This is a genomic window from Ruminococcus sp. AM43-6 (assembly GCF_003461785.1).
Lineage (GTDB): Bacteria > Bacillota > Clostridia > Oscillospirales > Ruminococcaceae > Hominimerdicola > Hominimerdicola aceti.
The window spans coordinates 18,965-45,944 of sequence record NZ_QTXU01000013.1; the positions used below are offsets into that span (position 1 = coordinate 18,965).

General features: G+C 41.4%; 21 protein-coding genes. All 21 read right to left on the reverse strand.

The genetic code is table 11. From position 1 onward, the window contains the following. Nucleotides 1-243: 243 nt before the first annotated feature. The 21 genes from leuS to DW938_RS08475 all read right to left on the reverse strand — a co-directional run bounded on the left by leuS (nucleotide 244) and on the right by DW938_RS08475 (nucleotide 26,973). A complete protein-coding gene (gene leuS, locus DW938_RS08375) occupies nucleotides 244-2,652 on the reverse strand; it encodes a leucine--tRNA ligase (RefSeq protein ID WP_022286884.1) in 2,409 nt (802 codons plus the stop codon). 30 nt (nucleotides 2,653-2,682) lie between these two features. Beyond that, complete coding sequence (rsfS, locus tag DW938_RS08380) at nucleotides 2,683-3,066, reverse strand: ribosome silencing factor (RefSeq protein WP_118124480.1); 384 nt, start codon at nucleotides 3,064-3,066, stop codon at nucleotides 2,683-2,685. A gap of 11 nt (nucleotides 3,067-3,077) precedes the next feature. Further along, complete coding sequence (gene yqeK / locus DW938_RS08385) at nucleotides 3,078-3,656, reverse strand: bis(5'-nucleosyl)-tetraphosphatase (symmetrical) YqeK (protein WP_046439317.1); 579 nt, start codon at nucleotides 3,654-3,656, stop codon at nucleotides 3,078-3,080. After that, nucleotides 3,646-4,263: a nicotinate (nicotinamide) nucleotide adenylyltransferase gene (gene nadD / locus DW938_RS08390; RefSeq protein WP_117897259.1), complete on the reverse strand. Its 618-nt coding sequence runs from the start codon at nucleotides 4,261-4,263 to the stop codon at nucleotides 3,646-3,648. Before nadD ends, yqeK begins: the two co-directional genes overlap by 11 nt. Further along, nucleotides 4,263-4,559 (reverse strand): YhbY family RNA-binding protein, encoded by a 297-nt coding sequence (locus tag DW938_RS08395; protein ID WP_118124481.1) that lies wholly within the window; start codon nucleotides 4,557-4,559, stop codon nucleotides 4,263-4,265. Before DW938_RS08395 ends, nadD begins: the two co-directional genes overlap by 1 nt. A gap of 18 nt (nucleotides 4,560-4,577) precedes the next feature. Then, nucleotides 4,578-5,156 (reverse strand): RdgB/HAM1 family non-canonical purine NTP pyrophosphatase, encoded by a 579-nt coding sequence (rdgB, locus tag DW938_RS08400; protein WP_118124482.1) that lies wholly within the window; start codon nucleotides 5,154-5,156, stop codon nucleotides 4,578-4,580. Nucleotides 5,157-5,166: 10 nt separating this feature from the next. Further along, nucleotides 5,167-5,667 (reverse strand): isochorismatase family protein, encoded by a 501-nt coding sequence (locus DW938_RS08405; protein ID WP_117876037.1) that lies wholly within the window; start codon nucleotides 5,665-5,667, stop codon nucleotides 5,167-5,169. 50 nt (nucleotides 5,668-5,717) lie between these two features. Continuing rightward, nucleotides 5,718-6,623, reverse strand: coding sequence for a signal recognition particle-docking protein FtsY (gene ftsY, locus DW938_RS08410; RefSeq protein WP_038671958.1), 906 nt, complete (start codon nucleotides 6,621-6,623; stop codon nucleotides 5,718-5,720). Between the two features lie 10 nt (nucleotides 6,624-6,633). After that, entirely contained in the window at nucleotides 6,634-10,200 is a 3,567-nt protein-coding gene (gene smc / locus DW938_RS08415; RefSeq protein ID WP_118124483.1) for a chromosome segregation protein SMC, read from the reverse strand. After that, entirely contained in the window at nucleotides 10,200-11,225 is a 1,026-nt protein-coding gene (locus DW938_RS08420) for a radical SAM protein (RefSeq protein WP_117939208.1), read from the reverse strand. Before DW938_RS08420 ends, smc begins: the two co-directional genes overlap by 1 nt. Then, nucleotides 11,212-11,910, reverse strand: a complete 699-nt coding sequence (gene rnc / locus DW938_RS08425) for a ribonuclease III (protein ID WP_022286874.1) — start codon at nucleotides 11,908-11,910, stop codon at nucleotides 11,212-11,214. The genes DW938_RS08420 and rnc overlap by 14 nt, the downstream gene beginning before the upstream one ends. Then, nucleotides 11,910-12,920 carry a phosphate acyltransferase PlsX gene (plsX, locus tag DW938_RS08430; protein WP_117927578.1) on the reverse strand — a complete coding sequence of 337 codons (1,011 nt, stop codon included), beginning with the start codon at nucleotides 12,918-12,920 and terminating at the stop codon, nucleotides 11,910-11,912. The genes rnc and plsX overlap by 1 nt, the downstream gene beginning before the upstream one ends. A gap of 10 nt (nucleotides 12,921-12,930) precedes the next feature. Next, the gene (gene trmFO, locus DW938_RS08435) at nucleotides 12,931-14,247 is read right to left on the reverse strand and encodes a methylenetetrahydrofolate--tRNA-(uracil(54)-C(5))-methyltransferase (FADH(2)-oxidizing) TrmFO (RefSeq protein WP_118124484.1); all 1,317 of its coding nucleotides are present in this window, start codon (nucleotides 14,245-14,247) and stop codon (nucleotides 12,931-12,933) included. Beyond that, nucleotides 14,237-16,327 carry a type I DNA topoisomerase gene (gene topA / locus DW938_RS08440; protein ID WP_118124485.1) on the reverse strand — a complete coding sequence of 697 codons (2,091 nt, stop codon included), beginning with the start codon at nucleotides 16,325-16,327 and terminating at the stop codon, nucleotides 14,237-14,239. The genes trmFO and topA overlap by 11 nt, the downstream gene beginning before the upstream one ends. A 25-nt stretch (nucleotides 16,328-16,352) precedes the next feature. Continuing rightward, nucleotides 16,353-17,585 (reverse strand): DNA-processing protein DprA, encoded by a 1,233-nt coding sequence (locus DW938_RS08445; RefSeq protein WP_181984396.1) that lies wholly within the window; start codon nucleotides 17,583-17,585, stop codon nucleotides 16,353-16,355. Continuing rightward, on the reverse strand, nucleotides 17,578-18,399 hold the full coding sequence (locus tag DW938_RS08450) for an RNA methyltransferase (protein WP_117923678.1): 822 nt from the start codon (nucleotides 18,397-18,399) through the stop codon (nucleotides 17,578-17,580). Before DW938_RS08450 ends, DW938_RS08445 begins: the two co-directional genes overlap by 8 nt. 118 nt (nucleotides 18,400-18,517) lie before the next feature. Beyond that, entirely contained in the window at nucleotides 18,518-18,871 is a 354-nt protein-coding gene (rplT, locus tag DW938_RS08455) for a 50S ribosomal protein L20 (RefSeq protein WP_022286868.1), read from the reverse strand. Between the two features lie 48 nt (nucleotides 18,872-18,919). Continuing rightward, a complete protein-coding gene (gene rpmI, locus DW938_RS08460; RefSeq protein WP_022286867.1) occupies nucleotides 18,920-19,117 on the reverse strand; it encodes a 50S ribosomal protein L35 in 198 nt (65 codons plus the stop codon). A gap of 22 nt (nucleotides 19,118-19,139) precedes the next feature. Next, entirely contained in the window at nucleotides 19,140-19,694 is a 555-nt protein-coding gene (infC, locus tag DW938_RS08465) for a translation initiation factor IF-3 (RefSeq protein WP_022286866.1), read from the reverse strand. A gap of 211 nt (nucleotides 19,695-19,905) precedes the next feature. Beyond that, complete coding sequence (locus DW938_RS08470; RefSeq protein WP_118124488.1) at nucleotides 19,906-23,616, reverse strand: UvrD-helicase domain-containing protein; 3,711 nt, start codon at nucleotides 23,614-23,616, stop codon at nucleotides 19,906-19,908. After that, nucleotides 23,617-26,973: a PD-(D/E)XK nuclease family protein gene (locus DW938_RS08475; protein ID WP_118124489.1), complete on the reverse strand. Its 3,357-nt coding sequence runs from the start codon at nucleotides 26,971-26,973 to the stop codon at nucleotides 23,617-23,619. Nucleotides 26,974-26,980: the final 7 nt, after the last annotated feature.

Below are 26,980 nucleotides of genomic sequence, written 5' to 3' on the forward strand. Positions count from 1 at the left end.
TGCCACCTGTGACAGAGGCAATTCTATCGGCATTTCCGAAAATCAACGGTGATAGTGAAGGTGTCTGCAAAAGCAAACTGAAACGCTTTACGTTCCCCCCAGTCCTACTCTTTCGGACCGCTCTGTCTTTAATCTGCGGAATTTATAAAACCGATATAATTACAAATTTAATTATACTATATTTCCACCAAAAAGTCAATAGCTTTCTGGCTCTTTTTTTGATTTTTCTGAGGAAATTTTCGCTTACTTCACAACCAGATTTACAAGCTTGTTAGGAACATAGATTTCCTTGACTATATTTTTGCCTTCCGTTGCCTTGACGATAGCTTCGTCAGCCTTAGCGAGTGCGATAACGTCGTCCTTAGCTGCGTCTGTAGGTATTGTGAGCTTGGATTTTACCTTGCCGTTTATCTGACAAACGATCTCGATAGTATCGTCCTTGCAGAGTGCTTCATCATATGTTACCCACTCCTGCTCGTCAAGAACTCCCTCGCAACCTATCATCTGATAAAGTTCTTCTGTAACATGAGGTGCAAAAGGATTGAGTATGATAAGAAGATCTCTGAACTCTTTCTTTGTGATAGAACCAACGTTATATATCTCATTAAGAAGCGTCATCATTGCGGCAATAGCAGTATTGAACTTCATTGACTCGATATCATCTGATACCTTCTTGATAGTCTTGTGCATGAGCGATCTCAGCTTGTCGCTGTACTCGTCGCTGTCAACTACCTTATCCTGCAAAGCCCAAATTCTGTCCACAAATCTCTTACAGCCCTTAACACTGCTCTCGCTCCATGGAGCTGCCTTTTCATAGTCACCCATGAACAGAACATAAAGTCTGAGAACATCTGCACCGTATTCGTCAACAACATCGTTAGGGTCAACAACGTTTCCTCTTGACTTACTCATCTTCTCACCGTCAGGTCCAAGGATAAGACCCTGAGCTGTTCTTTTTGCATAAGGCTCTGAAGTTGGTACAAGACCGAGGTCGTAGAGGAACTTGTGCCAGAAACGTGAATAGATCATATGACGTGTAACGTGCTCCATACCACCGTTATACCAATCAACAGGCATCCAATATTTCAGTGCTTCCTGTGAAGCAAACTCATCATTGTTGTTAGGATCGCAATAACGCAGGAAGTACCATGAAGAACCAGCCCACTGTGGCATTGTATCTGTTTCTCTCTTTGCGTCACAGCCACACTTAGGACATTTGCAGTGTACGAAAGAGTCTATCTTAGCCAGAGGGCTTTCGCCGTCTGTACCAGGCTCAAAGTTCTCTACCGGTGGCAATTTAAGTGGAAGCTCATCATATGGCACAGCGACCATTCCGCAGTGAGGGCAATGTACTATCGGGATAGGCTCGCCCCAATATCTCTGACGATTGAAAGCCCAGTCTTTCATCTTATACTGAACGCCCTTTTCACCGCAGCCCAGTTTTTCAAGAACAGTAAGCATCTTTTCGATAGCTTCTTTCTTGTTTGTTATGCCGTTAAGCTCACCAGAGTTGACCATTTCGCCGTCGCCTGTGTAGGCTTCCTTAGAAATGTCGCCACCCTTGATGACTTCGATTATGTCAATGCCGAACTTCTTTGCAAAATCATAGTCCCTTGTATCGTGAGCAGGCACAGCCATGATAGCGCCTGTGCCGTATCCCATCATAACATAGTCTGAGATGTAGATAGGTATCTCTTTGCCTGTGATAGGATTGATAGCTGTCAGACCGTCTATCTTAACGCCTGTTTTATCCTTAACGAGCTGAGTTCTCTCAAATTCGCTCTTCTTTGCACACTCTGTCTTATAAGCGTCAAGGTCAGCAATGTTTGCAATACTATTTCTGTATTTCTGGATAATAGGATGTTCAGGAGCGATTACCATGAATGTAACGCCGTAAAGTGTGTCAGGACGTGTAGTGTAGATCTTGAGCTGCTCGTCCTGCTCTTTGATCTTGAAGTTTACAAAAGCACCTGTTGATTTTCCTATCCAATTCTGCTGCTGGAGTTTGATATTAGGCAGATAGTCAACTTCTTCAAGTCCCTGAAGAAGTTTGTCAGCGTATTCTGTGATCCTCAGATACCATACTTCTTTAGTTTTCTGAACTATCTCGCTGTGGCAAACATCGCAGTGACCGCCCTGTGAATCCTCATTTGAAAGAACGACCTTACAGCTTGGGCAATAGTTTACGAGGGTCTTATCTCTGAATACAAGACCATTCTCAAACATTTTAAGGAATATCCATTGTGTCCACTTATAGTAGTTTTCATCGGTCGTATCAATAACTCTTGACCAATCGAATGAAAAACCTACTCTTTTGAGCTGCCCCGTGAACTTCTTGATATTGTCGTCTGTTACCTTTCTTGGGTGAACACCTGTTTTGATAGCTGTGTTCTCTGTAGGCAGACCGTAAGCGTCAAAGCCTATAGGGAAAAGAACATTATAGCCCTGCATACGTCTTTTACGGCTTACAACTTCTAGACCAGAATAAGCCTTGATGTGTCCAACGTGCATACCGTGACCTGACGGATATGGGAACTCTACAAGTCCGTAAAATTTCTTCTTCGAAAAGTCATTGCTTGCCTCAAAGGTCTTATGCTCGTCCCAGTATTTCTGCCATTTGCTTTCTATGGCCGAAAAATTGTATTCTTTCATCTTTATCAATCCTTTATTAAATTATAATTGTCAAAATTGATCCTGTGGCTCGTCTGGTAAGAACTGCTTTACGTCGATATCCTTGCCATCAGACCATAGTCTTTCAAGATTGTAATGATCTCTTGTTTCCTTATAGAAAACATGAACTATGATATCACCGTAATCAAGTACGACCCAAGTTGCACCCTGATAGCCCTCTGTTCTGTTAGGTTCAATGCCAAGCTGGCTCATTTTGAACTCAACTTCCTCCGCAAGAGCCTTTGTCTGAGTGCTTGAAGTACCATTTGCTATAACAAAATAATCCGCAACTATAGTCAGGTCACCGATCTCTATTACCCTGATGTCCTCTGCTCTTTTTGAATCAAGAGCTTTAACAATAGTTGACAGCTTTTCATTCTGTGAAATATTATCCATAAAAATCTCCTTTATTTTGAATTATCGGCAAAATCATTATATGCTTCAAGTGTGGAAACAGGGATAGTATTACCCTTTTCCACTGAGTCTTTTATTGAGAATTTCAAAGCCTCAAACATTGCTTTCTCCAAGCTTTGTTCGGCATACTTTCTCATTTTCTTTACGTCTTTATAATCCCTGTCCGCAGAAATAAGGTCTGCAAGATATACTATCTGGCTAAGCTTGGGCATATTGCCACAGGCAACTGTATGATAGCGTATAGCTGAGATTATCTCAGGATCATGGATATCAAAAAGCGTCTGCACAAGCTCTGCCCCTGCAATACCGTGAAACAGAGGAACAGCCTTTTTCTCTATATCGCACACATCAAGTGAAGATTTAGAAACTATAGCCGCAAGCTCCAATGCTGGTATCTCTTTTGCAACATCATGCAAAAGTCCTGCAACATAAGCCTTGTCTGCGTCAGCACCATATCTTTTTGCAAGCTCCACAGCGGAATTTGCCACGTTCATAGAGTGTGTGTATCTCTTTTTTGATAAATGTTCTTTTAGGTATGCTTTATAAATGCCTATTGTTTTTTTATCTGCCACTTAGAAAACCTCGGTTATACAAATTTTTGTCCACTATATATTGTACAACATTTTCACTCAAATAGCAAGAGCAATCAACATTTTTTTTGAGCATTTGACGTATCTCAGTTGAAGACACCTCAAATGGTTCGGTTTTTACTATGATTATCTCTCCACCCTCGGCTTTGAGCTGTTTGGCTTTCACCTCTATGTGGTCAATGTCCTCATGCGAACGTGCAACGCAGATAAGTGCCGAAAGTGATAATATCTCCTTATACTGATACCATTCTTCAAATGAAAGCAACATATCGCTGCCCATTATAAAAAACAGCTTATCATGTGGATATATCTCTTTTAGATGTCTGAGTGTTATCACTGAATAGCTTTTGCCCTCTTGCTTAAGTTCCCAATCGGATATTTCCACACATGGGATATCTGCAAAAGCAAGTCTGCACATATTCAACCTATCCTCAGAGGAAGCTAAGTCCTCCGCTTGCTTATGTGGAGGTATTCTGTCAGGCATGACGATCATCTTGTCAAGACCCGCCTGCTCGGCTACGCTTTTAAGACAATTTAAATGCCCTAAGTGAACAGGATTGAACGTGCCGCCGAAAACACCTATTTTCATTACTTTGACTTTAATTTTATAACAGGCTGCTTCTTATTGCGTTTATAAAGTACCGCCTTTGAGCCTATTACCTGAACGACTTCAGCAGATATCTTTTCAGCGATCTCCTCTGCGGCTTCCCTTGCGGTGTACATTGAGTTGTCAAGCACCTTTATTTTTACAAGCTCGTGAACTCTCAGATAATCGTCTATCTGTGCCACCTGAGCGTCATTAACTCCGCCCTTGCCTATCTGAAAAGCAGGCTGTATAAGCGAAGCCATACCTTTGAGTTCTGCTCTTTGTTTAGTTGTAATCATAATCTAAATCCTTTCAGTTTACTGCTTTGTGAGCTGTTCAAGCAAAGCTTTCAGTGCGTTTGCTCTATGGGAAACGGTATTCTTTGTTTCTGAGTCCACCTGAGCAAAGCTCTTGTTCCCATACATGAAAATAGGGTCATAGCCGAAGCCGTTTTCGCCAACAGGCTCGTGAGCTATCTTACCGAATACCTTTCCCTCAACGGCTATCTCTTCACCGTCTGCTTTGATAAAGTGTATTGTGCAGGTAAAGTGTGCTCCCCTTTTATCATCAGGTATTTCTTTCATTTTTTTAAGCACAAGAGCGGTACGCTCATCATCAGTTTCGAGTCCGCCATATCTTGCTGAATATACTCCAGGCTCACCGCCCAGAGCATCTATCTCAAGACCGCTGTCGTCTGCAAGTACAGCACAGCCGCAAAGCTTGAATGCAGCTCTTGCTTTTAGTGCAGAGTTTTCAGCAAAAGTAGTGCCTGTTTCCTCAACATCAAGTATCAGACCTGCCTCTGATTGCGAGAACACCTCATAACCAAGCGGCTCAAGAATCTGTTTATATTCTCTTATCTTGCCTTTATTGTTGCTTGCAATAACAAGTTTCATTTTTTCTCCTTTAGCTGTGTATATAAGTTACCTTATTTTTCTTTAATTTTTCACGGCATTTGTTTGCCTTATCTTTGAAAACTGTACCGATACATTCTTCGTTGAAAACAACTTTCATTCCACATTCAATAGCACCTATTGCTGTGTTGATAACGGAGATACCACCATCAACACCTACAAATTCTATCTCTTTTACATTCCTTGCTCTCATAAAATCTTCAAGAGCAACGTTTGAAAAAGCATCGGGCTTGCTTTTGGAATAAATATTTTTGGATACAACTTTCAGCTTTGCTGGAAAGCTAGCCGCAGGTGTTCCCTCTTTGGGCATTCCTCCACCCAAAAGTCCCTTTTTGTAGCTGACGATATAAAAGACCTCCTCAGCTTTATAAGCAGAGATACGCTTGTTTATAGCGTCGATAAGTGATTCGGCATCATATGTGTATGTGGTTTTATCTCTGCCCCTTCCTACATACATTTCCTGCATATCAACTACAAACAAAACCTTATCCATAAAAAATTCCCCCTGATTTTATACTTTTAAGTGTCTAATCCAATATTCTATTATTCAAACAGTGCTTCAACAAAATCTCTTGCTGAAAACGGCTGTATGTCGTCTATTTTTTCGCCTACTGTAACAAGCTTTACAGGCACTTGCAGATCATCGGTTATGCTGATAATTATTCCACCCTTGGCTGTGCCGTCAAGCTTGGTAAGAATAATACCCGTTATATCAGCTACTTCATTGAACTGTCTTGCCTGATTAACTGCGTTCTGTCCCGTTGTAGCGTCAAGCGCAAGCAGGACTTCGAGAGCGCAGCCCTCTGCCTGCTGGTGAACTATACGGGATATCTTTTTCAGCTCGTCCATAAGGTTTTTCTTATTGTGAAGACGACCTGCGGTATCGCATATAACAACGTCAGCCTGTCTTGCCTTAGCCGCCGCCAGTGCGTCAAATACCACGGAAGCAGGGTCTGAACCTTCGTTGTGCTTGATTATGTCTACCCCTGCACGCTCTGTCCACACTTCGAGCTGGTCAATAGCAGCCGCTCTGAAAGTATCAGCCGCCGCAACGATAACCTTTTTGCCTTGTTTGTGAAGCTGATAAGCAAGTTTGCCGATAGTTGTTGTTTTGCCAACACCGTTTACACCGATAACCAGTATAACTGACGGTGTTGTTGACATATCGAGCTTCTGATCCTCACCGAGCATTTCTGTGATTATCTCTTTAAGCATATCCTTGATTTTTTCAGGCTCTTTAACGCCCTCCTGCTTGACTTTCTGTCTGAGCTTATCGCATATCTTTTCAGAAGTTGTAACACCGATATCGCAGAGGATAAGCGTTTCTTCAAGCTCCTCAAAAAGATCTTCATCTATTTTGCTGAATGAATGAAGCAGACTTTCTATTCTGCCCATCATTGAGTCTTTAGTCTTTTTAAGACCATTTTTCAGCTTTTCAAAAAATCCCATTTCTTCACTCCTATTCAAGTTTCATTTGACGTGTTTCCGAAACGTCCATTTTAAGAAGCTTGGAAACACCCTTTTCTTGCATCGTTACTCCATACAGAACGTCAGCTTCTTCCATTGTTCCACGTCTGTGAGTAATGGTGATAAACTGTGTTTTATCTGTAAGGTGGTGCAGATATTGTGCATATTTACTTACGTTCACATCATCAAGCGCCGCTTCTATCTCATCGAGAAGACAGAAAGGTGATGGCGAAATTTTCAGGATTGCAAAATAAATTGCAATAGCCACCAGAGCCTGCTCTCCGCCTGAAAGGGACATAAGATTTGTTATGACCTTGCCTGGCGGCTGAACGTTTATCTCAATACCACATTCAAGTACATTGTTTGGGTCTGTGAGAATAAGCTCGCACTGACCACCACCGAAAAGCTCGGTGAAAATTTTCTTGAAGTTCGCATTTATGCGCTCAAAGCTGTCGGTGAACATATTCTTCATATTTTCTGTCAGATCCTCGATAAGTTTTTCAAGTTCTGTTTTTGACGTATTTACGTCATTAAGCTGACCTGTGAGAAATTCGTGTCGCTGTGACACTTCTGCATATTCCTCTATAGCTCCAAGGTTTACGCTTCCAAGATTTCTTATCTTTCCACGAAGTTCGTTGAGTCGCCTATTAGCTACCGTTATATCCACAATATCCTCGGCTATCTCTGCAGCGTCGCTTCTTGTAAGCTCATAATCATCCCAAAGCTGTGCCACAAGCTTATCAAAGCCTGCAGTAACAGATTTTTTCTGTTCCTCCGCTCTTGTAATCTGACCTGAAAGTGTTTCCTTCTCGTCCATTTTGTGCTTCTGCTTTGTGCGAAGTTTGTTTGCTGCATTGTCAAGCTCAATATGCTCACGCTGAGCCTGCTCCGCCATTTTCTGTGCAGCGGCTATCTTTTCGTCAGCGCCGCTGAGTTCCTGTTTGGTCTGAAAAATAAGCTCTTTCTTCTCGGCTATTTTCTTTTCACACTCGGAGATATTATCATTCAACTTGCCGCTGTCAGTATCACTGTCGCCGATAGTTTCTTCAAGCTGTGATATTGAAAGCTTGCAGGCATCAAGGTCTTTGGATAACTCTGCCGCCATTATCTTCATTTGCGAAAGCTCTTCGCTGAGCTGTTCACGCTTATTTTTAAGTTCTGCCTGCTCGTTCTGAGAGTCGGCAAGCTTGGCTTCATTATCAGATATCTCAGCTTCGATCTCTGAAAGTTCTGTCTGAGCCTTGTCAATATCTCCGCTTACTATCTTGTATTTATTTTTCAGCGTTTCGATAAATGTTTCTATCTCATCAAGCTTGTTTTCATAGTCAGAATAATACTCTGAAACACGCTTTATTTCCATTTCAAAACGGAGTATATCGCTGTTTACCTGTGAAAGCTTTTCCCTTAGTCCCTCGGTATCAGCGGTGTATTTTGAAACCTCTTGATTTAGCTTCTCAACCTGCTGTTTAAGCTCTGTAAAGGAGTTTTCAAGTGCTGTTTTCTTTTTAGCAAGTGCTTCCGCTTCATTTTTTCTTGTAAGCAGACCTGTCTGTTTGGAAACGCTTCCTCCTGTGAATGAGCCGCCCGCGTTTATCACCTGTCCGTCCAGGGTAACGATGCGGAATTTATAGCCGTATTTCTTTGCGATAAGGGTTGCACTATCAATATCCTCTGCTATACATATCCTGCCTAAAAGGCTGTTGATTACGCCCTCAAACTGGCTGTCATACTTAACAAGCTCACAGCCTAGAGCCACAAAGCCGTCCTCATTTTCAAGTTGCGGCATATTTAGCCTGTTTCCTCGAACTGATGTAACAGGCAGAAATGTTGCACGGCCTGCTCTGTTCTCTTTCAGAAGCCTGATACCTCTCTTAGCAGAGTCCTCATTGTTTACGACAATGTTCTGAAGTGCCCCACCCAACGCAGTTTCAATGGCTACAGAGTATTTTGTTTCAACAGATATAAGCTGAGAAACAGTACCGCAAATGCCGCTTATCCTACCCTGCTGTGAGGCTTTCATTATATGCTTTACGCTGAACTGGAAGCCTTCCATGGAGTTTTCAAGGTCGGCTATAGTCTTTATCCTGTTCTCAACGTCACGGAGTTGTATTTCCGTATCTGTGAGATTTTTGCGACATTCTGAAAGCTTTGTGTTTCTAGTTTCAAGAAGCTTTGCAAGTCCGCTCATGCGGTTTGTAAGCTCCTGCTTGTTTTCATCAGCTTTGCCTTTTGATTCACGCAGTTCCTTTAATTCCTTAGAAGAAAGTTTTGAATGTTCTTCAAGCTGTTTTTTTCTTTCAAGAGAATTTTCGATCTGCTCATCAATATCCGAAAGGTTGTTTTTAGCATTTTCAAGTCTGAATGAAACTTCCGACTTTTTCATGTAAAGCTCATTTATAAAGCTTCCAGCTTCACTTACCGACTTGTCAGATAATGCAGTTTTATCAATAAGCTCAGAAAGCTCTTTTTCCTTACAATCTACAGCTTCCTGCTGCTTTGCTTTTTTCTCGTCGAGTTCTTCAAGCTTCTGTCTGCGTGTTTTCAGCTCAGCCTCAAGATAGTATTTTGATGAGTTGGACTCACTTATCTGCTCTTTAAGCTTCAAAATATTATCTTCAAGGTGAGAAATATCATTCTCATATACTGCGATCTTTGACAGTGCCTGAGAGTTTTCAAGCTCCACCTGATGTATCTGATTTTTGTAGCTGTCAGCAAGCTCAGATTTTTCAGCGCTCTTTGCAAAGCTGTCATTTATATCATCTTCAATGCTTTCAAGCTCCTGCGTGATGACCTCGTACTCTTTTTTTACAGCAGAAAGCTTCTCCTCATAACCTGCTATTTGGCTCATATACTCGTTGAGCTTATGCACCCATACGGAGACTTCCAGCTTTCTCTTTTCTTCATCAAGGACTCTGAACTTCTCCGCCTTTTCAGCCTGCGCTTTAAGCGGACCTATTCGTCCTTCTATCTCTCCCATGATGTCATTGATACGAGAGAGATTATCCTCAGCCGCCGCAAGCTTTTTTTCGGCTTCTTTTTTCTTTGAACGGAATTTTGAAATGCCTGCCGCTTCTTCAAATATCTCACGGCGGTCATTGGATTTTCCGTTTACGATATCTGCTATCCTGCCCTGACCGATTATCGAATAACCGTCCCTGCCAAGACCTGTGTCCATAAACAGTTCCACGATATCCTTTAAATTTACTTCTTTACCGTTTATCATGTAAAAGCTGTCGCCATTGCGGTAAAGCTTTCGTGATACTGACACGGTGTCGCTGTCATATTCAAGTGCACCGTCCTCGTTGTCTATGGTGATAGTTACCTGAGCAAAAGGCGCTTTTGGTCTAGTTTGAGTGCCGTGAAAAATAACGCCTGCCATTTTTTCACCTCTCAGGGCTTTGGAAGATTGCTCGCCCATTACCCAGCGCATAGCGTCACCGATATTACTCTTGCCTGATCCGTTAGGACCGACAACTGCGGTGATACCCTTATTGAATTTCAGCTCTATTTTATCTGGAAAAGACTTAAAGCCCTGCAATTCAAGTGATTTAAGATACATTATTTTTCACCACCCCTCATTATGATTTCGTTTATCTTTATTTTATCGCTGCCCTCGTGACCTACAATTTTTATATTGACACCAAGATCTTTGAAATATTCTATATTAGCTTTTTTCTGACCTATTGCCTTGCTTATCTGCCTTTTTGGTACAGATATCACAACGGAAGCTATATCGCTTATATTGCCATGCTTTCCAAGCTCCTCTGCTATAAGCCTGCGGTAATTTCTGCCTTCGCAAAGTTCACGGAATGCAGGGTGATAAAATCCGCCCAACATTTGCTCCTCCACGACCTCGCTTGCGTGCAGACCAAGCTTTATAACATCTATACCAAGTTTATCGGCTTCTGTGAGAAGATAAGAACAGATTTTCACTACCTCGTCAAAGTCCATAGGCTTATATTCGCCACTTTTGTAAAGCTCTCCGAGCCTTGTACCATTAAGGATAACAACGGGATAGATGCGCACTGTTTTAGGTGATAGTGCCGCTATCTTCGACCAAGTTTCCAGCTCAGTTTCACGGTTGCTTTTATAAAGTCCTATCATCATTTGCAGACCAAGGTCAAAGCAGCCATAGCTTTTTATAAGCTTTGCAGCGTTTTCGACGTCCTGAACAGTATGTCCACGCTCGTTGGCTTCAAGAACAACATCTGACATAGACTGTGCGCCAAGCTCGATAGCCGTAACGTGATTATCTCTGAGAATGTCAAGTATCTCAGTGCTGATATAGTCAGGTCTGGTGGATATCCTGATACCCTTGAATTTGTCGTTGCCTATAAACTCCTGTGCTGCACCAAGAAGTTCGAGCATATATTCTCTCGGCACTGCTGTAAAGCTACCACCGAAAAAGGCTATCTCCGTCTGTGAAACGTCCTTGACTTCGTTCATTGCCTGTGTGCAGATACGCTTAACATCATCAGCGTGCGGTATCTTCTCTGTACCAGTTATGGTGCGCTGATTGCAGAACGCACACATATGCGGACAGCCTATATGCGGCACGAAGACAGATATATTACTGTGCCCCATAGCCCATTAGTTCCAATGCTTCTTTGGCCGCCAACTGTTCAGCGGTTTTTTTCGATCTGCCCGTACCCTCGCCGATAACATTCGTATTCAAAAGTACCTGAACAGTAAATTTCTTATTATGGTCAGGACCTGACTCGCCTTTAAGGTGATATTCTATTCTCTCCTCAGGATTTTTCTGGATTATCTCCTGAAGAATAGTCTTGTAATCATGGAAAACAACTCCATCAGGCGTGATATTTTCAGGTATGAATGAAAGTATATATTTTGAAACAGGCTCGATACCACCGTCAAGATAAATTGCAGCGATAACTGCTTCAAAAGCGTCTGAAATAATTGACGGTCTTTCTCTGCCCCCTGTTATCTCCTCGCCTTTTCCGAGAAAGATATACTTGCCAAGTTCTATTTTCTTTGAGAACTCAAACAGTGCTTTTTCGCACACAAGTGAAGCTCTCATTTTTGTCAACTCGCCCTCAGGCATATGCTTGTAATGCTCGAAAATGTGATCTGACACAACTATAGAAAGCACTGAATCTCCAAGAAATTCAAGCCTTTCATTGCTGTTTCTTGCCTTCTTGTTTTCATTTGCAAATGATGAATGGGAAAGAGCTTCGTAAAGGAGCTTTTCGTCTTTGAATTGATAACCTATTCTTTCCTGAAACTCTTTAAGAGCCTTTTGCTCGTCCATTATAACATCTCCTGTTTGCTTTTCAACTGCTCGATAGCAGTTGTGATCTCATCTATCACATTAGTTTCAGTAAATTGTTTTGCTTGTCTGATAGCGTTATAGAATGCTCTTGCATTTGATGAGCCATGTGCCTTGATAACAGGCTTTGCAGTACCAAGTAGAGGCGCTCCGCCATACTCAGAGTAGTCTACCTTTTTCTTGAAATCTTTAACGTTCTTCATTACCATAAGAGCAGCGATCTTTGACTTTGTATCCTTAGTCAAAAGCGTTTTAAGCTCCCCTGAGAAGAATTTTGCCATGCCCTCGTAAAGCTTGAGCATAAGGTTTCCGCAGAAGCCGTCAGCCACGCATACGTCACAATCGCCCATAGGAAGCTGTCTTGCTTCGATATTTCCAACAAAGTTTACAGGTGCGTTTTTCAACTGCTTGTAAGTTTCAAGCTCCAGCTCTCTGCCCTTTGACTCCTCTGCACCAATATTTGCAAGACCTACTCTTGGTGACTCAACACCAAGTATCTTGTTCATATAAGCCGAACCCATTATTCCAAACTGAGTAAGCATTTCAGGGCGGCAGTCTGCGTTTGCACCGCTGTCAAGAAGCATCGTAGGCGTAGTTGCCGTAGGAAGTATTGTTGCAAGAGCTGGTCTTTTGATGCCCTTTATTCTCTTTACGATAAACGTTGCTCCAACTACAAGTGCGCCTGTTGAGCCAGCTGAAACGAAAGCGTCGCCCTCGCCGTCTGCAAGCATTTTCATGCCCACAGCCATTGAACAATCCTTCTTGCCCTTGATTACTTCTGTAGGCTCTTCACATATCTCGATAACAGTATCAGCGTGCTTGATATGTAAAGCTGTGATATCAAGTCCGTTTTCCTGTGCACATTTTTTTATTTTTTCTTCATCACCAACAAGAGTAACGTCAACACCGAAATCTTTCTGTGCGTCAATTGAACCTTTTATGACTTCGAGAGGTGCGTTATCTCCGCCGAAAGCGTCAATTACTATGTTCATAACATTCTCCTTAAAATTCCTCAATAGCCTTGTCAAGGTCTGCAAGACCCCTTTCAGCTATCATCTTATATTTCAGTTTCTTATCTCTTATACGTTCAGGCAGCTCAGGCAGGATACCCATATTACATCCCATAGGCTGGAACTTCTCCACAGTAGGATCGCTTATATACTTTGAAAGCGCACCCAGCATTGTGGTATCAGGCAAGGTAACCGCAGGCTTGCCCTGCAAACGTCTTGCCATGCTCAACCCTGCAAAAATTCCGCTTGCCGCCGATTCGATATACCCCTCAACGCCTGTCATTTGACCTGCAAAATAAAGGTTTTCTCTATCTCGCATATTAAACTGCGGATTTAAGAGCTTAGGCGAATTGATGAAAGTGTTTCTATGCATAACTCCATAGCGTATAAATTCTGCATTTTCAAGTCCTGTGATAAGAGAAAATACTCTTTTCTGCTCACCAAATTTAAGGTTTGTCTGAAAGCCCACAAGGTTATACAGACTTCCCTCTGCGTTCTCTGCACGAAGCTGAACGACGGCATAAGGTCTGTTTCCTGTTCGTGGGTCTGTCAAACCCACAGGTTTCAGCGGACCGAAACGCATTGTGTCCTCTCCTCTTTTGGCAAGGACCTCAACCGGCATACAGCCTTCATACACCTTAAACCCGTCCTTTGAAAAGTGCTCCTTATCAAAATCATGGAGCGGAGCGGATTCCGCATTGATAAGTTCATTATAGAACCTGAGATATTCTTCCTTATTCATAGGGCAGTTGATATAATCAGCCTCGCCCTTGCCGTATCTCGAAGCAAAAAACACCTTATCCTTATCAAGACTTTCATATGTGACGATAGGTGCGGCGGCATCATGAAAATACAGATAATCACCGCATATTTTGCCGATACTCTCTGCAAGCCCATCGCTTGTAAGAGGACCTGTTGCGATTATAACATCGCCATCAGGTATATCTGTGACTTCTTCCTCGATAACAGTGATGTGAGGATTTTCCATTATCTTTGCCGTGACCATATCGGAAAACTTTTTTCTATCAACAGCAAGTGCTCCGCCTGCTGATACCTTAGTTTCAGCTGCACATTCCATTGTGACAGAGCCAAGCCTGCGCATTTCCTCTTTTAGCATACCTGCGGCTGAATCTATTCTGTCCGCTTTCAATGAATTTGAGCAGACAAGCTCTGCAAAGCCCTTATATTTATGGGCAGGCGTAAACTTTTTCGGCTTCATTTCATAAAGCTCAACGTCTATCCCTGCTTGCGCTAACTGCCACGCAGCTTCACAGCCTGCAAGTCCTGCACCTATTACCTTAACCGCCATTAGATAAATTCCTTTCATATCCGCAATCAGGCTTATGGCAAATGAGTATTCCGTTCTTTCCGCCTTTCTGGAAAAGCGTACTGCCGCACTTAGGGCATTTTTCTTCGGTAGGAACGTCCCATGTCATGAACTTGCACTCAGGATTATCCTCACAGCCGTAATACTTCTTGCCCTTTTTAGACTTTTTGAGAAGCACTTTCTTTCCGCAGTAAGGGCAAATTCCGCCTGTTTCCTGAACTATTTTCTTGGTATTCTTGCACTCAGGAAAGCCTGAGCAAGCCATAAATTTGCCATATCTGCCTATCTTTATTACCATAGGTTTGCCGCAAAGCTCACACACCTGATCTGTTTCTTCGTCAGGCACTTTGATTCGCTTCCCGTCCATAGCTTCCTCGGCTTCAGTCAATTCCTCGTCAAAGTCACTATAAAAGTCCTGCAAAGTTTTTACCCAACTTTTCTTGCCATTTTCCACTTCGTCAAGAGATTTCTCCATGTTTGCAGTAAACTTAACATCAACTATTTTATCAAAATGCTCGCTCATAAGCTGGTTTGTTACTTCGCCAAGCGAAGTCGGCTTAAGTTGTTTTCCGTCACGCTCAACATAATTCCTGTTTATTATGGTTGTAATAGTTGGAACATAAGTCGAAGGTCTGCCGATGCCTGTTTCCTCAAACGCTTTTACGAGGGTCGCTTCTGTGTATCTTGCAGGAGGCTGAGTGAAATGCTGATTTCCCTCAAGGTTACGCACCTTTATTGAGTCACCGAATTTTATTGGAGGAAGCACGTTTTTCTTTTCACCCTCATCGTCTTTAGCCTCTTCATAAAGAACAGTAAATCCGTCGAACTTTACAGAATAGCCTGTTGCCTTGAAGTTACAACCGTTTGCAGAGATATCAACAGAAACAGTGTCCATAAGGCAGTTTGACATCTGAGAAGCTATAAATCTCTCCCAAATGAGTTTATAAAGCTTGTACTGGTCATTCGTCACTCCGCTTGCCTTTACCGTATCAGGTGTTACCTCTGGGTGTGTTGGTCGGATGGCTTCGTGAGCGTCCTGAGCGTTGCCCTTAGTTTTATATTTTTTCGGTGTATCAGGGATATACTTATCGCCATATTTTTTTCTGATAAAATCATATGCCGCTGCTCTTGCTTCATCAGAAATTCTAAGGCTGTCGGTACGCATATAGGTGATAAGACCTGTCTGACCCATATCGTTTATCTCAACACCCTCATAAAGCTCCTGAGCGGTTTTCATCGTTCTTCTCGCCTGAAAGCTGAGACGTCTTGACGCTTCCTGCTGTAAAGTCGAGGTGGTGAATGGTGCGGCAGGAGATTTTCTGTGAACGCTCTTTTTTACCTTGTCGATAACAAACTCGGCACCCTCAAGTCTTTTCAGTATCTCGTCAGCCTGCTCTTTATTTTTCAACTCTGGCTTTTCTCCGTCAACTGTATTAAGCTTTGCGGCAAAGGTCTTTCTTTCACCGTTTGCGGAAAATTTTCCGTCAATGGACCAATATTCCTGAGATACAAATGCCCTTATCTCGTTTTCTCTGTCGCATATCATTTTTACTGCGACAGACTGAACTCTGCCCGCTGAAAGTCCTTTTCTTATCTTTCTCCAAAGAAAAGGTGAAAGCTTATAGCCCACAAGTCTGTCAAGGATACGCCTTGCCTGCTGTGCATTAACAAGATTTATATCAATAGAACGTGGGTGGCTCATTCCAGCTTTGATACCGGTTTCAGTAAGTTCGTTGAAAGTTACTCGGTTTTTATCATTCAGGTCAAGACCCAAAAGCAATGCAAGATGCCATGAAATGGCTTCTCCCTCTCGGTCAGGGTCTCCTGCAAGATAAACATGGTCGCTTTTCTTTGCAAGCTTTTTTATATCTTTTATAACGCCCTCTTTGTCTTTTATATTGACATATTTAGGTTCAAAATTATTATCTATATCGACGCCCAGCTTTGATTTTGGCAGGTCACGGACATGACCCTTTGAAGCCACGACTTCATAATCATCGCTAAGATAACGCTTAATTGTTTTTATCTTCGTTGGTGACTCAACTATGATCAAATTAGACAAATCTATTCTCCATTCTTAATATATATTAAAGTCCAAACATTTTGCCCGGATATGACTTAACAGTGCCATAAAGTTCAAGCTCCGTTAGCTGTGCAAGCACATCAGAGATATCCATACCAAGCTTTGCAGCTATCTCGTCCACAAGCATATTTCCGCTTTTTAACAGTTTGCAAATGCTCTTTTGTGTGTCATCAAGCCCTGACAGATCAGGCTCAGGTGTTGGCTTTACCACATCTGTTTCAGAAACAGTCTTGCTGTCAGGCACTTTTCTTTTGCTTTTTCTGTGCTTCACTGTCTTAGGCTCGCCATTGTTAAGTATAGCAGAATCCTCAGCAGGAAGCGTGAACTCTCCCAGGCTTTCCACAAGTCTAAGAGATTGATACCTTTCATTGCCAAGCGAATACACTATATCCTCTGCACCGAACACAGGTTGACACTCATTTCTTATGAGATCACGTTGTCCGAAATATCGACTGTCATAGATATCATGTGGTGGTACTACAAATACCTGTTTTCCTTGAGATATGGCGTGATTGACATTATCAAGACCATGACTTTCCTTGCTACACTCAGTAAAAAGCACTGCATTTGAAAGTCCTGTAAGAATCCTATTGCGATTCACAAAAGCATTTCCAAATGGTTTATAACCCGGAAAATACTCTGATATTACTACTCCATTCTCAGCAATCTGTTTTTTTAGCTCGTTACTTCCCTTAGGGTAATCACAATCAAGAGCTGTGCCACACACAGCTATAGGTCTACTATTATTTTCAATAGCTACCCTGTTAGCGATCTGATCTATACCGCCTGCAAACCCCGAAGCAAGCAGACAGTTTCTTCTTATAAGATCTGCGCAAATATGCTTCGTTATCTTTACAGAATATTCAGACGGCTCACGGGAGCCTACTACTGAAATAACGCATTTATCGTTTAAAAAGTCAAGGTTACCATAAGTATACAGAACAGCAGGTGGATTTGCGATCCGTTTAAGTCTGTCAGGATAGCCCTCACTTTCGTAACAATAAATATTTATGCCAAGCTCTTCACAGCGTTTTTTTATGATTTCTGCGTCTTTAAGACTATATTTTCCTATCCTCTGCAGCTCTTTATCATTAAGTCCGCTGACCATATGATCATCGAGTGCAGTCATGAACTCAACTATATCATCATAATTTGCAGAAACTTCCCATATACGTTTGCTCGATGGAGTGAAAATCAGAACCGCTCTTATCCACAATAAAAGTCTTTCTTTATCCATGACTGCCACCTCGAAACATTTCCCACAAAATGATTGTGCCTGCGCAAGCAGCATTAAGTGATTCTATGTTGCCGTGCATAGAAATAGTCACACGATTTTTACAAATGTCTGAATGTTCTTTAGGCAAACCTTTGCCCTCGTTTCCTATTACAACAGCACACGGTCTATCAAAATCAAATTCTGTGATATTTTCACCGTTTCTGACAACTGCAGCATTTGTAACGATACCAAGCTCATCAAAAAGCGTTGCGACGTTCAGAAAATTATCCACTACAAAAAGATCAAGTCTTGTAGTGCTTCCCATAGCGGAACGAACCACCTTTGGGTTATACAGATCAACGCAATTATCTGTCATAACTACTCCACTAACGCCTACAGCATCGGCAGTTCTTAGAAGCGTACCCAAATTACCTGGGTCCTGTAAATTATCAAGCACAAGATACTTCCCGTTTTTGTCAATATACTCAGCCACAAACGGCAAATCGACCTTAAAAACGATCATATAAATGCCCTGAGAGTTTCCCTCATCTGTCATCTTTTTCGCAAGCTCATCAGATATTTCAAAAACATCTTCAGGTCTTGTGCACGAGAAAAGGCTATCGGTTTTAAGTGTATTTTTATATTTAGTCAAGGCCGTTTGAGTATAGAAAACAGAATGGACTTTTATTCTTCCGCACACAGCTTCATAAGCGGTGTCAACGCAGTTTCTTGCACCTTCAACAGCAAACAATCCATGTTCTTCCCTAGCTTTTTTTGAAGACAGAAGCTTTCTGAAAAGCTTCACTCTAGGGTTATCTTTACTATTAATATGCAAACTGCGTCACCTCTTATTCTGAAAATTTAATCATTTAGTTGCCAAATGCGTCATATATGGTGTTGCCTTAATATACAACAAAACACGCAGGTTACAAGAACGTGCGTGTTTTTGACTATTAAAGAGCAGCCTTCGCCTTTTCAGCGATCGCTGTGAAACCAGCAGGATCGCTGATAGCTATTTCGGAGAGCATCTTTCTGTTAAGATTGATACCAGCCTTGTTTACGCCGTTCATGAATGTTGAATAATTCATACCGTTCATTTTAGCAGCTGCTGAAATTCTTGTGATCCAAAGCTTTCTGAAATCTCTCTTCTTCTGCTTTCTTCCAATGTATGCATACTGACCTGACTTCATTACAGCCTGTTTAGCCATTTTGAAGTGCTTGCTCTTGGCACCAAAGTATCCCTTAGCAAGCTTCAGAGTCTTATTTCTTCTCTTACGAGTCATCATTGCTCCCTTTACACGAGCCATAGTTATTACCTCCTGAAATTTTAAAAATTTGTTTTCCCTACAACTCGTTTATTTGTAAGGGATAAGAGCCTTTACGTTCTTGATGTTGGTATCATCTGCATAAGCTGCACCACGCAGGATTCTCTTACGCTTGTGATCCTTCTGAGTAAGTCTGTGTCTTTTGTTTGTGTGCTGGAACTTAACCTTACCGCTACCGGTAACACTGAAACGCTTCTTAGCACCAGAATGTGTTTTGATCTTTGGCATTGTATTTATCCTCCTTATTATTTTACTTGTTTACTTTCGGAGAAACGAACATCACAAGACTGCGTCCCTCCATTTTTGATGGCTTGTCAACAACGCCGGCTTCAGAGATAGCGTCTTTGAATTTTGCAAGAAGTTCTTCACCGAACTGTGGATGAGCCAAAGTTCTTTTCTTGAACCTTACAGAAACTTTTATCTTATCTCCTCCGTTAAGGAATTTAACAGCCTGATTGACCTTTACATTAAAATCATGAGTGTCGATCGTAGATGACATTCTAACTTCCTTGATCTCGATAACTTTCTGATTTTTCTTTGCTTCCTTCGCACGCTTTGTCTGTTCAAAACAGAACTTGCCATAATCCATGATACGGCATACAGGCGGAGTTGCCTGAGGAGCGATCTTTACAAGATCAAGATCTTTCTCAAATGCAATTTTAAGAGCCTCGTCAGCACTTAAAATACCAAGCTGATTTCCGTCAACGTCTATGACCCTGAGTTCTTTATCACGGATCTCTTCGTTGATCTGATGTTCCCTGTTGCTAATGACGCAGCACCTCCAAAAATAAAATAAAACGGGCACAAAACTGATCCGTACCCGCATAAAATCACATTGATATGCAAATTCATGTTGACCTTTTTACTACAGAGAACTGCGCTTAAGGTGAGAACGGACATTGTTCTGCTTTGTTTACCATGATATTATACTACACTTTTACCCACTTGTCAATACCTTTTCTCAAATTATTTCAAAAAAATATTATCAAAGCTCTCTATATGTCATTATATCACATTCAGAGCTTGATTTCAACCCCTTTTCGCAGCCAGAATGAATAAATATAACAGCTTTTTATTTTCTCTCCGAGTATCATCTCAAACGATGCTTTATACAGTGCAAGCTGTGTTTTATAGCCCATGAGCTGTGACACATCCTTAAATCTGTCAGTTTTATAATCAACAATAACATATCCGTCAGGCTCGTGGAAGATACAATCAGCGATACCTTGAAGCATACCGCTGTTACCATTATATTCAGGAAGATTTTCACTTAAGTCAAGATCGCTCATTGAAACAAGAAACTTCTTTTCACGCATCACATTATCGGAATTTTTCACACGCTCATAAAAATCAGATCTAAAGAATGCTTCAAGTGCTTCAACATAAACTCCGTCAGCTTCTTTCTGGCTGAAGTACCCCTGATTCACAAGACGTTCAAGCTCTGTTTTTACGCTTTCATGTGCCTTATCATAGTCCGATAACTCCATAAATTTGTGGGTAAAAGTTCCCTTTTCCGCTGCTGATAGTTTATCAAACTCATCATCAAGCCGTGGAAGACTAGGATAAAACTCAGGTTCGGTTTTCTCTGTCTGCTTCTCTTTTTCAGCCGCAGTTATCTCCGTAACAGTAAGCTTTGCTGGTGTTGATACTCCTGACCAATCATACTCAAATGCAAATTTGTCAAGAAGCTTTTTTAGCATTGCTCTATCCGCTTCTATTTCGCTAATAGTTGTATCTTCTTCCTGTGTCTGCTCTGTATTTTCAATGCTGTATTCATTATATATTATCTCAGGCTCAGGGTATTCGTCCCCGCTGACAGCTATATTATCAGTGCCAAGCCAAGATGTGAGTTGATCACCCGTGGAGTGAAGTGCAAGCGTGATTGTTATCCAATCAAGCATCGTTTCAGCGTCCGCCACAACATTTTCAAGAGAATCTCCCTGCTTTGAGTATATGTTTCTAAGCCTGTCAACTATCCCCACCTTACGTTCAATAACCTTCTCATATGTGGTATTGCTGTAAATAATCGGTGCATAGCTTACAAAAAGTCTTTCTCTTGCTCTTGTACATCCAACATAAAGCAGGCGGAGCTTTTCACTTTTTTCCTCTGCTTTTGATTCCTTTGAAAGCTTATCATAGTAAAGTGAAGTTTTTCTCATAAGTTTGCTGTTATCCATAAAACTGAAAGCAAAGCCCAGCTTGTTATGTGAACAGTAACCTTTGTCTTTCTTTATAAGCGGTATGTCAAGCTGACATAAAAATACAAATGGATATTCAAGACCTTTTGAAGCATGGTAGGTCTTTATGTAAACGGAATCTGAGCCCTCCGTTACTGTCATTGCCTGCTTAAAGGCTTTTTCATTTGAGGACACAGAGTCGATATATCTTAGAAAACCAGTTACGCCCTCCTGACTATTTTGCTCATAGGACGAAGCATATTCAAGAAGCAGACGAAGGTTTGCTCGCTTTTTATCAGAATCAAGATACAGCGAAACGATCCCCATAAGGTCGGTCATGTCGTATATTTTTCTTATGAGCCGTTCAAGACCCATGCTCATTGAAAGATAACGCAGGGAATTAATAAGCTTATTAAGCTCTATGCACTTATCCTGCAATGTTTTATTATTAAAGCTTATATGAGTAGCTTCCTTTTCGTGGCTGTCCTCAGCAGAAGCTGACGCCGCTACCACCTGATAGATATGGTCTTTCAGTTTGCTGTTAGGCTTCTTTGACTTTTCTGTTACTGCCGCCATTTCATCAGGCGTAAATCCCATGATAGGCGACATCATGATAGCTGTCATTGCAATATCGTTCATAGGATTATCAATTACCCTGAGCATATTCAGCACAAGTGTTATCTCTCTTGACTTCATGTATCCGTTTGTATCCTCAGAATATGCCTTCAGACCTACTTCTTCAAGGGCTTTTGCCATAAGGGTAATTTCATCATTCTTTTGAACAAGTATACAAAAATCTCCTGCACGGCATGGTCTTAGAGAGCTATGATCTTTGACTTCCTCACCGTTTTCAAGCATGTGCTTTATCTTTTGCGCTATCACTTTGTTCTCCACAGAATAGCCATTTGTCTTTTTGTAGTCCTTATCAAAAGGTATGAGCATTATTTCTGTAGGCTTGTTATTTTCATCATAAAGTTCACCGTATCGAAGTTCTTCATTTCTATCATAATCCACCTGACCTGTGTGCTGTGTCATAAGATAGTGAAACAGAAAATTTACAAAATCGACCACAGACTCACGACTTCTGAAATTCTTGCTTAGCAAGATAGCCTCGAGCTGTTCGCTGTTTTCAGGTGCGGAAGCGTCATTTCTCGTTTTGCTGAAAAGTTCAGGATTTGAGAGTCTGAAACGATATATAGCCTGCTTTATATCGCCAACCACAAAAACATTTTTGCCCATGATATCCAAGTTATCAGAATCAGAAAGCGAGCGGAAAACAAGCTCCTGAAGATTATTCACGTCCTGAAACTCGTCTATGAAAATAAGCTCATAAAGCCTGTTTCTGCGAATTTCCTCGCAAAGCTCCGTGCGAACAGGTCCATTCTCGGTATCTTTTACAAGCAATTCTCTCGCCATTATCTCAACGTCAGAAAAAGTAACGCCATTTCGTTCAAGCTTCATTTCTTGTGAGATCTTGTCTATTTCTTCGCATACCCTGCACAGAACAGTAAATATTCTGTCAGATTCAAGCATATTTTCCTTCATGATTAGTTTTGTGTTATTGAACATATCGGTAATTTTAGCTACGATATCTTTATATTTGTTTCTGTATGATGCACAGAAGGCATAATTGTCCTTGAACCTCATGCGAATATCATCGTCAAGTGATGCATTGAAAGCCTTGTTCGTGGGAAATCTTTTTATGGTGCTGAATTTCCAATCTGACTTAGCAATAGTATCTATATCGCCGCTTTCAAGAAGCTTTCTTAACCTATGAAGAAGTTCTCTGTCACTGTCGGCAGTTTCATTCATTTTGATATGTTTTATAAAAGGTATGCCCTCTATCTCTTTACGGCAGGCATATTCTTCAAAAACTTCATACATTGAAAATGCTTCTTTCAGCTTTGTTTGAGCTACACATATATTATCTTTTATAAAGCTGTCAAAAATCTTATCATCAGTAAAATTTTTATGTACCTCCGCTATCCAACGCTCAGGAAACGGCAGCGAACGCATGAATTTATAAAGATTGTCGGTGATTTCATTGAGAGTTTTATCCGCAAAAGCGTTTTTCAGCAGTTTGTAGCTTTCATAATCTTCTTCACAAAGCTTTTCATAAGCCTGCGTGATAGCTTCCTGCAAAATAAGGTTTTGCACACTGTCATCAAGTATATCAAGTCCGCCCTGAAAATCAAATTCATGTAGATTACTTTTCACAAGGTCAAGACAGAAAGAATTTATTGTAGATATCCTCGCAAGCTGGATAAGATTTTGCTGACTAAGCAACCACTTGTTTTCAGGGTCACGGCGAAGCTGTTCGTCAAAAGCACGGCTGAGTTTTTCTTTCATGCTTGAAGCGGCTTCTTTTGTGAATGTTACTGCAAGAAGTCTGTCGGCAGGTATTTTATTTTTTTCATCAGAAAGGAGTTGTATCATTCGTTCTATAAGCACTGTGGTTTTGCCGCTTCCTGCCGCCGCTGAAACTATAATTCCCTTGCCACGGTCACTAATGGCTCTTTCCTGCTCTTTGGTCCATTTTGTATCAGCCAATTATTCTTTCCCCTTTCTGTCAGTTAGTTCTTCCATAAGTTTTTCTTCATAAACGCTGTCTTTCACGTCTGTAACGTCCTCTTGGTTTATCCTGCCGCAGATATCGTGAAAATCACAGTGCTTGCAGGCTTCCGCCACAGGTCTTGCCTGAATGTTTCCCTGGCAAAGCTGTTCACCAAATTGCGCCACTTTGCCTATAGCAAATTCTCTGAGTTTTGTAAAAAAGCCGTCTGGAACAGTGCCTGAAATGCCGTTGGATTTAGAATATTTAAAAGGCGCATAGGCGTAATTTTCTTCTGAGCTGAAAGCTTCAGTGACAGCCTTTATATCAACGACTTTTCCTATAGGCTTGAAAGCGTTTAGCCGTGATCTGCTCTCGGCTTCTTCTACGTCAGCGTCGGCTGTCTGCTCGTATGTTTTAGGCTTGTTTCCTAGCGTGTAGTATACGATACCAGCCTGCTTCAATCCACCGTCAATATTCACTGGATTTTTGGTTTCAAGTAAAGCGGTAAGATACACAAACATCTGCAAATTAAGGCCATTGTAGAGCATTGAATATTTAAGGTCAATAGAGCCTGTTTTATAATCGATTATCCTCACATATTTTTCACCGTTCTCGTCCTCGAAAACGTCAACTCTGTCGATAATTCCCGTAAGGATTATCTTATCTCTGCCGTTTACGTCTATGATAAGTCTGTCTTCTCCTTCGGACTTGTCTATTTTGTATTCCAAAAGCGCAGGTCTGAATTTTGAGTTAAGAAGCTCATGCTGCATAAATCGCACGATATGCAGGATATTGCTTTCCATACGCTCCTGTAAAAATACAAATGACGGAGATTTTCCGAACATTCCACCAAGGCTTTCCTTTATATATTCGGTAACGTTTTTGTGGATATACTCTTTTATCTCATCATCTGAGAGAGTAAGGAAAGCATTGTCAAAGCCTGTGCCGTCATCATCTTTACGCATTATCTTTTCAAGAAGCTGATGAATGATAAGTCCCCTGTTAAGCCCGTCGATATCTGCCTTTCTGACAGTTTTAAGACCAAGACCATACTTGCAGAAATAATTGAACGGGCATTTATAATATGTATCAAGCTGAGTAGGCGAGACCTTTGCAGGCTGTTCTGACATGAAAAGCTTTTCTGCTGTCTTTTCGTCAAGCTTATAGTCACCGTTTTCATGAAGATTCTTTGTTCGCATAAGTTTCTCGGCATATTCCTGCGATAACCCCAACACAGACCTAATCGCAGAAGTTGTAGCGTTTTTATCACGGGAATGTTCCATATATTTATAGTAAGCTGTCCTGAAAGAAGTGCAGTAAAAATCAAGCCCCATGTCCTGACCTTTGGTATTGATTTTGCCGAACATTCCGTTAAGCTCGGAAACAAGCGCAGATGGGTGGTGAGTTTCTCCTACAAGGTCAGATTCTGAATAAAGCACATAGAGCTTTTCGTCTGCAAGGGTAAAAGCGTTGTAGCACACAAGCTTCTCTGTCTGAAAAGATTTTCTTGCGCTATGTGAGATATGAATATCGCTTCCCTCTAATATCATTTTTTCATTTTCTGTGATAAGTCCACCAGAGCTTAAAGACGCAGGAAATATGCCGTCGTTCACCTCAACAAGAAAGACAGCCTTTACGCCCTCAAGCCTTGAATGGCTCGGGTCGCATATCCTTACGCAGTCAAGTTTCTGCGGAGGACGTGAAACACTCATTTGCGAAAGCATGAGCTTGAAAAGCTCATAAAACTGTCTGAGGGAGATAACTTCGTCATTCATGCAGTCATAGACGGATTTAATAGCCGAAAGAACAGAGTTCCAAAGTTGTTTCAATCCTCTTGCCATTTCAAGCTGAGTTTCGTTATCCGAAGTTCCTGCTTTTTTTACTACAGAAAAGGTCTGCTTAGAAAGCTCAATGCTGCCAAGAAGATCATAAAGCCCACGGCACAATTCCCCTGCTGTAATGTCTTTAACAAGTTTGCTTTTAAATGCTTCAAAAGGCTCGATTATCTTTCGTCTTGAGCAGTTTATTTTTTCAAGCTGTTTTTCGCTGAGATCACCTGCAACAGTAAAATCACTGAGCCACATATCACCATCAACGCTCCAGCGTATGCAATAGTCTTCCAGATTTGATATCTCGATATTCAGCATTGGAAAAAGCGGCGATTTTATGTATTTCAAAATATTGTCCGTGGAATACTTTCTTGAAAGCAAGCACTTGAAAAGCGAGTTCATATACCTCACCAGAGATGATGAAGAAACACTGTCACTGCAGTCTGAAAAATATGGTATCTCATATCTGTCAAACGTACCCTCAAAAACGGAAGCACAATCTTTAAGGTTTCTTGCAAGCAAAGCTATGTCACTGAATTTATAGCCTTTTTCTCTAACAAGCTCCCATATCTTTCCACTGACAAATTCACTTTCTTCGTAAATATCCGTTGCTGATATAACAGAAACATTTTCACACTTTCCGACGTATGGCTTTTTGCAGGTGTTGTAAATCTCTTTGCTCACATATTCAAGTTCACACGCTTTGAATAAGCTGTTGTGACACTCTATGGTGTTGACCTTGTAATTATGATCAGCGGAAATATCTGTTATCTGCTGCAACGTTTTAAGAGTATCAGCAAAAGGGTGATTTGCATATCTTCTAATGCTTTCATTGTCGATACATAGAGAGAACGTTATACTCTTGCACTGTGCGATACAAGCGTCAAGCATTTTAAGTTCATCAAAAGAGAAATCGTTGAAAGCGTCAACAAAAACTGTCATTCCACGGAAATATCCGTTTTCCTTCACCTGATCCACACTTCTTGCCATTGCCGACAGTGTGTCCTGCATTCCTGCCTTTTCAAGCTCATCCATGTAAAAATCATAAAGCCTTGAGATATCAAAAAGTTTCATGGCAAGAGAGCCGCTCTGCTTCTCAGCAGCAAGAGCTAGATCCTGCGGTGTTATTCCGCTTTCACGAAACTGGCTCACAAGTTCGTTAAGTTCGGCTAAGAAACTGCCCTTTTCAAGACTCTTTTTATAAAAGCGGATATCTTTGGTCTGCTTAAGACGTCTGACTGCCTTATACATAAGGATAGTGCGGACGTTATCATCAGCATTTTCTTTTACCCTACCGCCATAAAGCTTCTCTGTGAACTCAGCGATACGGTTAAAGCCTGCAGTCTGTATGACGTTGAAATCTGCCGCACCAAGGTGTTCATACAGTTTTTTATCATATTCAAAAGAAAACTGATCCGGTATTATGACCATGACCTGCTCGCCGTTTTTTACAGCAGACTTGATCTTATCTATGAAAACTTTGTCACGTCCACTGTGAGAGCCACCGCTTATAACTGTTACCATTGAATGA